Here is a 12521-nt window from a genome sequence, read left to right as displayed (position 1 = left end):
CAGCCAAAGGGGCGCGTGCGCAAGAGCACCGAGTGAAAGTCGAAAACGCGAGTTCGGCTTCTCGCTTTACCGGGCCGTTATCGGGGGCGGGCGGCCGGAAAGGCCGTCAGGCGCCGTGCCAGGAGCGCCAGAGCCCGGCGTACGGGCCGCCGGCGGCGACGAGCGCGTGGTGCTCGCCGATCTCCACGATGCGGCCCCGCTCCATGATCGCCACCCGGTCGGCGTCGTGCGCGGTATGGAGCCGGTGCGCGATCGCGACGACCGTCCTGCCCTGGAGGACCGCGGCCATCGACCGTTCGGCCCGGCGGGCGGTCACCGGGTCGAGCAGGGCGGTCGCCTCGTCCAGGACGACCGTCTGCGGGTCGGCCAGCACGACCCGCGCGAGCGCCAGCTGCTGCGCCTGCCCCGGATCCAGGTGCGTCGCCCCCGCCCCGAGCTCGGTCGCCAGCCCGTGCGGCAGGTCGCCGATCCAGTGGGCGTCGACGGCGGCCAGCGCGGCCAGCATCGCGTCGTCGCCGGCGTCCGGATCCGCCATCGCCAGGTTGTCACGGACGGTGCCCAGGAACACGTGGTGCTCCTGCGTGACCATGAGGACGTACCGGCGGCGCTCATGCGCCGGCAGCGCGGAGACCTGCCGCCCCTGCACGGTGATCGTCCCCTTCGTCGGCGCCTCCAGCCCGGCGAGGAGCTTGCCGAGGGTCGACTTGCCGGCGCCGGACGGTCCCACGATGGCGAGCCATTCGCCCGGCCGCACGGTGAGGTCGACGCCGCCGAGGACGTCGGGCCCGCCGTCGTAGGCATAGTGGACGCCCGCGGCCACGAACCCCTTCCCGTCCGGCGCCCCGTCCAGCCCCGTCGAAGCGGGCTCCGGCACCGCGGCCTCCCCGACCCCCTCGATGCGGGCGAGCGAGGCCAGGCTGCTCTGCACCTGCTCGACCCGCATGAGCACCTGGTCGACGGGATCGGCCAGCTGCCACGCGTACAGGCTGCCCGCGACCGCCGTGCCCAGGCCGATGCCGCCGGCGGAGTAGAGGTAGCCGCCGAGGAGCAGGGTCGTCGCCACGGGGAGCGCGTGGCCGACATCGACGACCACGAAGAGGACGGTCCGCAGGAACAGCGTGCGCCGCCGGGCCCGGTGGCTGGCCGCGATCGTCCTCGCGACGAGGTCCATCCGCTGCTCCTGCATCCGCAGCGCCTCGATCGTCTTGGCGCCCTCGACACCGGCGGACAGCACCTCGGAGACCTCCGAGGCCGCCGCTCTCTCGGCGAGGTAATCGCCGGGCGCGCGGCGCAGGTACCAGCGGGTGACGACCCAGTGCAGCGGCAGCCCGCACAGCACGCACAGCCCGAGCAGCGGATCCAGCAGGAGGACGGCGGCGAGCAGCACGCCGATCCTGATCGTCGCGACGAAGAAGTCGGGCGCCGCCTCCCGCAGCGCCTGGCCGACGAGGGCGATGTCGGTCGAGTTCCGCGTCGTCAGGTCACCGGCGTCCGCGCGTTCCACGACATGGGTCGGCAGCGCCAGGGCCCGTGCGACGAATCCTCCCCGCAGCCGGTAGAGGGCGCGTTCGCCGAGCCGCGAGCCGGCAAGCCCGGCGAACCGTGTCAGCAGCAGGTGCGCGATCCCGAAACCGATCGCCACGGTGGCCAGCAGGTCGATCCGGGAGGCGCCGGCCCCCTCCTGGAAATCGTCCACGATCATGCCGAGGAGCCTCGGCATGGCCGCCGCCGCGAGGGCGGCGGCGGCGGTCAGCGCCAGCATCGCCGCCAGGACGTGGACGTCGCCCCGCACGAGGTCCAGCAGGGCGCGCCTGACGGCCGCGGGGCCGGCGATGGGAAGCCGTTCGGATCGCGGCTCGCCGCTCACGCCTCCCCTTCCCGGCCGTCCGGCCTCGGAGGCGACGAGAGCTCCGACGCGGAGGACTCGTCGCCGCGGAAGACCAGCTCTCGATAATCAGGCTCGCCGGCGAGGAGGTCGGTGTGGGAGCCGGTCGCGGCGACACGCCCGGACGTGACGTGGGCGACGCGGTCGGCACGGCCGAGGAGCAGCGGCGAGGTGCTGACGACGACCGTCGTCCGTCCCGCGCGGGCGGACCGGAGCCGGTCGGCGATGAGCGCCTCCGTGTGCGCGTCGACCGCGGACGTCGGCTCCACCAGGATGAGCACCTCGGGATCGGCCAGCAACGCGCGGGCGACCCGCAGCCGTTGCCGCTGGCCGCCCGACAGGTTGCGGCCCTGCGTGTGGATGTGCGAGCGCAGCCCGTCGGGCAGGCCGGACGCGATGTCGGCCGCGGCGGCGACCCACATCGCGGTGGCGACGGCCTGCTCGTCGTGGTCGTGCTCGGCGGTGAGGCAGTCGGCCAGCGAACCCGCGAAGAGATAGGCGTCGGTATCGACCAGGAGGACGCGGCGTCGGACCTCGCTCACGGAGATCTTCCTGAGCGGCACTCCCCCCAGTGCGGCGTCCGACTCCGTGTAGCGCGCCAGCCGGGCCGCGATGGCCAGCGCGTCCGCGGGACGGGCCGCGGCGATCGCCAGCAGTTCCCCGGCCCGGACGACGAGACCCGAATCGGGATCGGACATCTCCAGCGGCCCGGGCGGGCACGAGGCCGCCTCGGCGCCGTCCCGGACGTCCGGCTCGACTCTCAGCACGTCCACGACCCGCCCGGCGGCCACGAGCCCGCGTCCGAGGTCGCCGCCGCCTTCGATGAAGAAGGAGATGGGCGTCACCAGCACGGCAGTGTAACCGTAGACGGCGATCATGTCCCCCACCGTGATCTCGCCCGCCGCCGTCATCCGCGCGACCAGCCAGGTGACCGCGGCGAGGAACAGCACGGGGAGCCCCGCCGCCAGGGCGTCGATCCAGCTGGTGACGGCGCCCACCCGGTAGCCCTCGGCGAGCAGGGTGCGCGAGTCCCGGTCGTAGCGCGCGGCGAACATGCCCTTCCCCCCGATCCCGGAGAGGACGCGCAGGCCCGCCACGATGTCGCCGGCACGCGCCGTGAGCCGTGCCTGGTGCTCCCGGTAGCTCGTCTGCGCGGCGTGCAGCCTCGCCAGCAGCGGGCCGATCACCAGCACCAGGGCTGGGACTCCGAGCAGCACGACCGCGGCGAGCAGCGGGGACATCGACAGCAGCAACCCCGTCACCACGATGTAGGCGATCACGGCGCCGACGCCCGGACCGGTGATGGTCAGCGTCTGGCTGACCTGCGCCGCGTCGGCCGCGCCGATGCTGACCACCTCGCCCGCCGACAGCCTCCTCGGCAGCGTTCCGCCCACCTCCACGGCCCGCCGGCTGAGCACGTGGACGGTGCGTAACGCCGCGTCGGCGCGGACCAGGGTCATCGTGCGGTGCCGGAGGACTCCGAGCAGCGCGTTGAGCAGGCCCACCGCGAGGACGGCCCCGCTCCACAGCACCAGCGCCGGCATGTCCTTCGCGCGGATCCCCTCATCGACCGTCCTTGCGATGAGGTAGGGCGGCAGCATCAGGCAGACCATCCAGGCGGTGCCGAGCGCGGTGCCCCAGCACACGCGACGGCGCTGGCAGACGATCAGCCACCACAGGTACCGGGCGGCGCTGCGGACGTCGGGGTCTTTCGCGGTCCCGGGGCAGGCGGGAGCGGAACGCGATCTCTCGACGCCGACCTTGATCACCTCACTCGCCCTCCCTGACCGTCACCGGCCGGACCGCGGCGGGAGCCGGCGGGAGCCGGAGACCGGCCCGTGACCGACCGACAGTGCGGTTGACATTGTCCAACCGGCGATGTCGCCGCGTCCAACCGGCGAGGCCACCGCTCGACGCTCTGCTCGCCCGGCTCCCCCGGGAGCCGCCCGTGCCGGTCACTCGCCCGCACCCGGCCGTGCGGGCGCCGGGGAGAGCAGGTCGTCGACCTCGCCGTCCGACAGCGCGGCGACTCGCAGCAGCACGGCCCCGCGACGCTCCGCTTCGGCGCCGCGCACCGGATCGGCGCGCAGTTCCGCGACGAGGGCCGCCACGGTCGGCTCGGCGAGGAACACCTTGAGCGGCACGTCGACGTCGAACACCTCTCGTACCCAAGCGATCAGGCGGCCGACCAGAAGCGAGTAGCCCCCCACGGCGAAGAAGTTGTCGTTCACCCCGACCGGCCCGGACGTGCCGAGAAAGTCGGACCACATCGCGGCGACGGCCGCCTCGGCGTCGTCGCGCGGCGGCACGGGCGGAGCGGCGGCCAGATGCTCGCGATCCGCGGTGTGCGGGAGTGCCAGGCGGTCCACCTTGCCGCTCTGGTTGAGCGGCAGCGCCGGGCAGGGGACGAACGCGGCAGGGATCATGTACGCCGGCAGGCGGCGCCGCAGGAAGCGGTACAGGGCGTCGCCGTCGATCCGCTTCCCCGCCTCGGGCTCGCAGTACGCCACGAGGACGTCGCCCTCCGCCTCCACCGCGGCCTGGACGATCCCCGGGTACCGGGCCAGTGCGGACTCCACCTCGAGCGGTTCGATCCGGAAACCCCTGACCTTCACCTGCTGGTCACGCCGCCCGACGTACTCCAGCACGCCGTCGGCGCGGCGCCGGGCGCGGTCGCCGGTTCGGTAGAGCCTGCCGCCCGGCGCGGCGGCGAACGGATCGGGGACGAATCGCTCCGCGGTCAGGCCCGGCCGTCCCGCGTAGCCGCGGGCGAGCGAGACGCCGCCCACGTAGATCTCTCCCTCCACCCCGGGAGGCACCGGATTCAGCCGGTCGTCCAGGACGTGAACGAAGGTCTCGGAGATGGGCCTGCCGATCGGGACGAGCGCCCCGGCGGAATCGGCCGCCGTCGCCAGGTGGCAGGTCACGTCCGCCGAGATCTCCGACGCCCCGTAGAGGTTGAGCAGCCGCGCCGCCGGAAGCTCGGCCGTGAACCGCTCGAGGAGGTCGCAGCCAAGGGCCTCGCCGCTGGACGCCCACAGTGACAGGTGCGGCAGGCGGGCGCCGAGGTCGGAGAAGCCGTCCAGGAGCGCCCGCAGAAGGGACGGAACGAGGACGATCCGGGTCACCCGGTGCCGGGAGAGGGCGTCCACCAGCGCCCGGGGTTCCAGCAGGAGCTCATGGGGGATCACCGCGACCGGGACGCCCTGGCACAGCGGCCCGAAGATCTCCCAGAACGAGTCCAGGAAGTTCAGCGAGGTCTTCTGGCAGGCCGTTTCGCCGGGACCGAAGGGATATTCGTCCCACATCCAGCGAAGGCGGTTGATCATCCCCCCGTGCAGGCCGATGACGCCCTTGGGCACGCCGGACGAGCCCGAGGTGTAGAGGACGTACGCGGCGTCCTGCGGATCGATCCGGTGATCGACCGGGGTGACGGGGAGCGCCGCGCACGCCGCCCACAGGTCCGAGACGCGGACGACGGCGACCGGGGCGCCGTCCGGGACCGGAGCCGCCCGCGCGCTCTCCGCGAGCACGAGGTCCGCGCCCGCGTCCTCGATCATGAACGAGATCCGGTCCGGCGGGTACTCGGGGTCCAGGGGGAGATAGGCGGCCCCCGCCTTGAGCACTCCGATCAGTGCGGCGATCGTCTCGGGCGTGCGCCGCAAGGCGAGACCGACACGTGACTCGGCACCGATTCCGCGTCGCCTCAGATAGTGGGCGACCTGGTTGGAACGGGCCTCCAAGGCGCCGAAGGCGACGGACTCACCGGTGCCGGCCTCCAGCAGGGCCGGCGCGTCGGGCGCCTCCGCGGCCCGCGCCGCGAGCAGGTCCGGGATGGAATCCGGCCCGGCCGGCAGTGCCCTTCCCCTCGCCGCGGCGTGCGCGGCCTCGGCCAGTTCGTCGGCGGACATGAGCTCCAAATCGCCCACCGCCCGATCCGGATCGTCCGTCGCGCGTTCCAGGAGCCGGACGAACTGCTCGGCCAGCCTCTCGATGGTCGGCGCCGTGAACAGGTCCGTCGCGTACTCGATCGCCCCCTCCGCCCCGGCGCCGTTCTCCTCCAGCGACATCATCAGGTCGAACTTCGCCGTCGTCGCCGGCATCGGCACCCGTTCCACCCGGAGTCCGGCCAGATCCAGCAGCGGCAGCGGCGCGTTCTGGAGCACGAAGACGTTCTGGAAGATCTGGCCGTGGCCGAGGTCGCGCTCGGGGCACAGTTCTTCCACCATGACCTCGAACGGAAGATCCTGGTGGGCGTAGGACTCGCGGGTGACGTCCCGGACCCGCGCCATCAGTTCCCGGAACGACATCCCCGGGTCGATCCGCGTGCGCAGCGGCAGCATGTTGACGAACGTCCCGACGAGTACCTCCAGCTCCCGCCGGGTGCGTCCGGCGATGGGCGAGCCGACGACGACATCGGTCTCCCCCGACTGACGGTGGAGCAGGCACGTGAACGCCGCGAGGAGCGTCATGAAGAGGGTGCAGTGCTCCGTGCTCGACAGGCGGCGAAGTCTGTCGACCAGCCCGGCCGGCAGGCTGACCGGATGGACGCCCCCGCGGAAACTCTGCACCGTGGGCCGCACGTGGTCGGTGGGGAAGGACACCAGTGGCGGCGCACCGGACAGGCTTTCCCTCCAGTAGTCGACGAGCCGGTCGCGCGTCTCGCCGCGCAGCGTCTCGCGCTGCCACACGGCATAGTCCGCGTACTGGATCGGCAGAGGCTCCAGAGCTTCGCCCCCGGCTCCGCAGAGAGCGGCGTACCGGGCCGTCAGCTCGTGGATGAACACGCCTATCGACCATCCGTCGGAGATGGCGTGGTGCATCGTCAGCATCAGGATGTGCTCCTGATCGTCCATGCGCACCACGGTCACGCGCAGCAGCGGCGGCTCGGTCAGGTCGAAGGGCTTGAGCGTCTCCTGGAGCGCCATGTCCCGCCAGCGCTCGTGCCGCTCCTGCGGGGGCAGTCCCCGCAGGTCCTCCCAGCCGATCGTGAACTCCAGCCGCGGCTCGATCCGCTGCACCGGCTCGCCGTCGGCGACGCCGAAGCCGGTGCGCAGCGCCTCGTGCCGGGCGATGATCTCGTTGATCGCATGTTCGAGCAGGTCGACGCGCAGCGGACCGTCGAGGCGCACGGCGTCGGGGATGGTGTAGAAGGGGTTCTCCGGCTCGAGCTCGTACAGATACCAGAACCGGCGCTGGGCGTACGACAGCGGCAGCGGCCGGTCGCGCGGCACGGCCGGGATCGGCCCGGTCACCGCCGGCTCGCCCGCTGCGGCCGCGTCGCCGACCCGGGCGGCGAATCCCGCCACCGTCGCGGACCCGAGCAGGCTCAGCAGCGACAGCTCGACCCCGAATTCGGCCCGGACGCGGGTGACGATCTGCGTCGCCAGCAGCGAGTGACCCCCCAGCTCGTAGAAGTCGTCGTCGCGTCCGATCGACTCGAACCCCAGGATCTCCTCCCAGGTCCGTGCGATCGCCTCTTCCGCGTCGCCGCGCGGGGGGACGTAACCGGTGGAGAGCGCCGGTCTCGGCAGCCGTTCGGCGTCGCCGCGCGGGCGTTCGTGCCGGGCCGCCTCCGGATCGCGGATCCAACGGTCGAGGCGCTCCTCGAGATCGCCCGTCACCAGCGTGTACCGGCCGCCGGGCGCCCCCTCCAGCACCCTGCGCAGCGCGGCCGTCCCATCGGCGGCGCCGACCCCGTACCGGGTGAAGCTCACGACCGGCGTGTCCTCGCCCTCACCGGACAGCCACTCCTCCAGATCGACGCTGATCCAGCGGGTGGCGCCCTTTTCGGGACGCGCCTGCTCGGCGACCTGGTCCATGAACAGGTTGGCCGCGGCGTAAGCGGACGTGCCCAGGCCGCCGAGGACGGCCGCGTTCGACGACAGCAGCAGGACGAAGTCGGGACGATGCTCGCGCAACGCCTCCTGGAGTGCCCGGGTTCCGGCCGTCTTTGCCCGCATCACCGTTTCCGCCCGCTGGGGCGAGCTCTCGTCGATGGTCAGGAAGGCCGCCGCGCCCCCCAGGCCCGCGGCGTGGACCACGCCGTGAACGGCCCCGAACCGCCCGCGGACGTCCGCGAAGACGTTGCGCAGTGCCGCGCTGTCGGTGACGTCGGCGCTGAGGACGGCGACCTCGGCGCCGTGCCCGGTCATCGCGCGGAGTCTTCTGATCCGCCGGCTGGTGGGGTCGTCCTCCGCGTGGTCGCTCAACCAGGCGTCCCACCGGTCGGGCTCCGGGAACGGTGAGCGGCCGACCAGTGCGATGCGGGCCCGGAGTCCCTCGGCGAGGTGGGCGGCCACGTCCAGACCTATCCTGCCGAGGCCGCCCAGAACCACGTACACCCCTTCGTCCCGGAGCGGCTCGCGCGTTCCGGAAAGGTCGATCGGCTCGAATCCGTGCGCCCAGAGACGGTTTCCGCGCAGCGCGAGCAGGCGCTCCCGCGGGCACGCCGCGATGACGTCCAGCAGCCGTTGCGCGGTGTCCGGGCCGTCCGAGCGGGCCGCCGCCAGATCGACGCAGTGGGTGCCGACGCCCTCGTACTCCTGCGGGGCGCACTGCGCGGCGGCCAGCACCGTCGACTTGGCCGGCGACAGGACGTCGCCGGACTCGATCGGGGCGAGCCCGTCGGTCACGATCCACAGCGAGACCCGTTCCCCAGCGCGCCCACCCAACGCCCTGACGAGCGCGAGGACACTGTGGAAACCGAGTCTCAGGCAGCCCGCGTCGTCGTCGGCGCGGCCGTCGAGGCCGGCGAGGTGGACGACGCGCGTCGGGCGTCGCCCGTCCTCGGCCAAGGCGGCGAGCAGTGCCGCAAAGTCGGCGGCCGAGGTCGGGTCGATCCGGTACCCGCCCTCGTCGAGGCGGGCGAACCCGTCACCGGGCGCCGCGACGGTGACCGTCTGCCCGAGGCCGGCCAGGCGTTCGGCGACGCGGTCGGAGAGTCCGGAGCCGTCGGCGATCAGCAGCCAGCCCTCGTCCGCCGGCCAGGTCCCCGGATGATGCCGGACGGCGGTCGGGACGGAGCGCCAGCCGGACGCCCAGAACCACTCGTCGAACGCGGCCCGGCCGCCGGCCGCGGCGGCCGGGGCCGGCCGGTCGCGCGGCCCGATCCAGGCCCGCCGCCGTTGGAAGGGATACGTGGGAAGCGGGACCCGGCGTGGCGCTCGCGGCGCGTGCACGGCCTCCCAGTCGGGGGTCACTCCGGCCAGCCATGCCTGCCCCAGGGCGTCGAGGACGTGCGCGACGTCGTCGCCTCTGCGGTCATAGGACGCGCGCCAGGCGGGCAGCACGACGGTCGCATCGCCGCCGTCCCGTTCCGCGGCGTCCCCGGCGGCCAGCGCGCTCAGCGAACGCCCCGGGCCGAGGTCGAGCAGAATCTGGTCGCGCCGCTCGCGAAGCGTCCGCAGTCCGTCGTTGAACCTCACCGGTCGCGTGGTATGCCGCGCCCAGTACCACGGATCGGTCGCCTCCTCGTCCCTGATCCACGTGCCGGTCGTGTTCGAGACGAACGGCACGCGCGGCTTCGACAGATCCAGGCCGCTCACCAGATCCGCCAGCGGGCGGACGATCGTTTCGAGCATGGGCGAGTGGAATGCGTGCTGGGCCTGCAGGCGCCGGGTGTCGACACCGCGTTCCGCCAGCTCGCCGCGCAGCCGCTCGATCTCCGGCTCGGGCCCCGCCACCACGGTGAGCCGGTCGCCGTTGAGCAGCGCGACCGCGAGATCCGCGTGCGCCCGCCCCGTCAGAAGCCGTCCCACCTCCGGAGCCGACATCGCGACGGCGAGCATCGCGGCGCCCGGCAACTCGTCGATGAGCTGGGCACGGCGGGCGACGAGGAGGAGCGCGTCCTCCAGGCGGAACACACCGGCGACCGTGGCCGCGACGTACTCGCCGAGACTGTGTCCGATCATCGCGACCGGGTCCACTCCCCACGACGTCCACAGGCGGGCCATGGCGTACTCGCTGACGAACAGTGCCGGGTGCCCCGCGATCGTGCGGTGGATACCGGTCCCCCCGGACCCCGTGGACGGCCCGCCGACCTGGAGCATCGCCCCGAGGTCGAACGATCCGCCCGGGCCGGGCTCCCCGTTCTCCGGATACAGCGTCTCGCGAAGGTCGACGCCGAGGTGCGGAGCGAGAACGTCGGCGCAGTGATCGACGGCCTCGCGAAAGACCGGCTGTTCCCGGTAGAGATCCCGGCCCATGCCCTCGTACTGGTCCCCCAGCCCGGGGAACATGAACGCTACCGGCCGCCCATGCCGCTCCTCCTGCCGGTCATGGACACGGGCCGACCCCCTCCCGCCGCGGAGCGCCGCGGCGGCCTCGGCGGCGTCCCCGCACACCAGGGACCTGCGGTGAGCGAACACGGTACGGCCGCGCTGGAGCGTGTAGGCCGCGTCGGCCAGCTCCAGGCCCGGCTCATCGGACAGCCGGTCGGCGAGCCGCCGGCTCATCTCGTCGAGCGCCGTCCGCGACTTCGCCGAGAGCACCAGGAGTTGCGGCCGCCGGGCGGGGGCCGCCGCAGGCGGGGGCGGCGCCTCCTCGAGGACGAGGTGGGCGTTGGTCCCGCCGAAGCCGAACGCGCTCACGCCTGCCCGGCGCGGAGCGGAGCCGCGCCGCCATTCGGACAGGCGGGTGTTCACGTAGAACGGGCTCTCGTCGAATTCGATCTGCGGGTTGGGCGACGCGAAGTTGAGGGAGGGCGGTATGCGCCGGTGGTGCAGGGCCAGCGTCGTCTTGATCAGGCTCGCCGCCCCGGCCGCGGCGTCGAGGTGCCCGATGTTGGTCTTCACCGACCCCAGCGCGCAGTAACCCGTGGCGTCGGTGCTCGCCCGGAACGCCCTGGTGAGGGCGGCGACCTCGACGGGATCGCCGAGCCTGGTGGCCGTGCCGTGCGCTTCGACGTAGGTGACGGTGGCGGCGTCCACGCCCGCGACCCGCTGGGCCTGCACGATGACCTCGGTCTGACCGTCCACGCTCGGAGCGGTGAACCCCACCCTGTCGGCCCCGTCGTTGTTGACCGCCGAGCCCTTGACGACGGCGTAGACCACGTCGCCGTCGTCCAGTGCGTCCTGCATCCTCTTCAGGACGACCACGCCCGCGCCGCTGCCGAACACGGTCCCGTCGGCCCGCGCGTCGAACGCCCGGCAGTGCCCGTCCGACGAGGCCGTTCCGTTCGGAGCGTGGACGTAGCCGGTCCTGTCGGGCAGCACGACGGTGACCCCGCCCGCGAGCGCGATGTCGCACTGGTGGCTGAGCAGCCCGTCGCACGCCAGGTGCGCGGCGACCAGCGAGGTGGAGCAGCCCGTCTGCACCGACACGCTCGGGCCTTTCAGGCCGAGGTGATACGAGACCCGCGTGCTGAGGAAGTCCTTGTCGTTGCCGAGCATGACCATCTGCTCGTCGCCCTCGCCGACGGCGGGGTGGCCGAGGAGGCCGAACAGCAGGTAGGTGCTCAGACCCATCCCCGCGTACACCCCGCAGAGGCCATCGTGCTGCCTCGGCGAGTAGCCCGCGTGTTCCACGGCTTCCCAGGCCGTCTCCAGGAACAGCCGCTGCTGCGGGTCCAGCAGCGCGGCCTCACGGGGTGAGTAGCCCCAGAACCGGTGATCGAACTCGTCGGCGCCGTCGACGACCGCGCCCGCCTTCACGAAGCCGGGGCGCCGCGCCCGCTCGGCGGGGACGCCGAGCCGCGCGAGCTCCCCGTCGTCGAAATGCCGGATGGACTCGACGCCGGCGCACAGATTGCGCCAGAACGCCGCGGCGTCGGGGGCACCGGGGAAGCGACAGGCGAATCCGACGATCGCGATGTCGCCGTCCCCGGCGTGGTCATCGATTGAACTCATCACGGAAGTCCAGCCAGTCACGGACGTGTCCTCGGTCGAAGTCGCGCACGGAGATGACGAGAGTGACGAAACGAGTGCCGACCTCGGCGAGCGCGGGGCCGACCTCCTCCGGTCCCTTGCGCAGCACCCGGGTGGCGCGTTCGATCTCACCGGGGTCGCGGCCCAGCTCCGCGCACCACGCGTCGAGGACGCCGTGCTTGGCGGCGAGCTGGTCGGGACGTCCGAAGCCGTGCCAGATGTCGGCGTGCAGAGCCGCCAGCCGCAGGGTCTTCCGCTCCCCGTTGCCCCCGATCAGCACGGGGACCTTGCGCAGCGGAGGAGGGTTCAGCAGTCCCCAGCGCCGCTCGATGCGGACGAGAGCCTCGCCCAGCGCGTCCAGGCGGCGTCCCGCGGCGCCGAACTCGTATCCGTACTCCCTGTAGTCGCGCTCGCTCCAGCCCGCGCCGATGCCGAAGAGCAGCCGCCCCCCGCTGATGTGATCGACCGTCCGCGCCATGTCGGCCAGCAGATCCGGGTTGCGGTAGGAGCTGCACGTCACCAGGGGACCGATCTCGACCCGCTCGGTCGCCTCCGCCCACGCGGCCAGCATCGACCAGCACTCGAAGTGCTCGCCCTCGGCGGGACCGTACATCGGGAAGAAGTGATCCCAGTTGAGCAGCACGTCCACGCCGAGTTCCTCTAGCTCGGCGGCCGTCCGGCGGATCTCGGCGTAACTGCACCGCTGCGGCTGGATCTGGGCGCCGATCCGCATCGGGTACTTCGAGTAGGGATGCTCGATCATCACACTC

General features: G+C 72.9%; 4 protein-coding genes. All 4 read right to left on the bottom strand.

The window, feature by feature from the left end; translation table 11 throughout:
- Positions 1-106: 106 nt before the first annotated feature.
- On the bottom strand, positions 107-1867 hold the full coding sequence (locus tag SM418_RS16945; RefSeq protein ID WP_371941753.1) for an ABC transporter ATP-binding protein: 1761 nt from the start codon (positions 1865-1867) through the stop codon (positions 107-109).
- Complete coding sequence (locus SM418_RS16940) at positions 1864-3654, bottom strand: ABC transporter ATP-binding protein (RefSeq protein ID WP_371941752.1); 1791 nt, start codon at positions 3652-3654, stop codon at positions 1864-1866. The genes SM418_RS16945 and SM418_RS16940 overlap by 4 nt, the downstream gene beginning before the upstream one ends.
- Before the next feature lie 186 nt (positions 3655-3840).
- Positions 3841-11733, bottom strand: coding sequence for a type I polyketide synthase (locus SM418_RS16935; RefSeq protein WP_371941751.1), 7893 nt, complete (start codon positions 11731-11733; stop codon positions 3841-3843).
- Entirely contained in the window at positions 11717-12514 is a 798-nt protein-coding gene (locus SM418_RS16930) for an LLM class F420-dependent oxidoreductase (RefSeq protein ID WP_371941750.1), read from the bottom strand. Before SM418_RS16930 ends, SM418_RS16935 begins: the two co-directional genes overlap by 17 nt.
- Positions 12515-12521: the final 7 nt, after the last annotated feature.

The organism is Actinomadura chokoriensis (assembly GCF_041463665.1).
GTDB lineage: Bacteria > Actinomycetota > Actinomycetes > Streptosporangiales > Streptosporangiaceae > Spirillospora > Spirillospora chokoriensis_A.
The sequence above is the reverse complement of the archived record's forward strand: the minus strand, read 5'-3'. Positions and strand labels throughout refer to the sequence as shown.

Coding starts and splice junctions, on each gene's coding strand:
- SM418_RS16930 (WP_371941750.1), bottom strand. CDS start 12,514: ATGATCGAGCATCCCTACTCGAAGTACCCGATGCGGATCGGCGCCCAG.
- SM418_RS16935 (WP_371941751.1), bottom strand. CDS start 11,733: ATGAGTTCAATCGATGACCACGCCGGGGACGGCGACATCGCGATCGTC.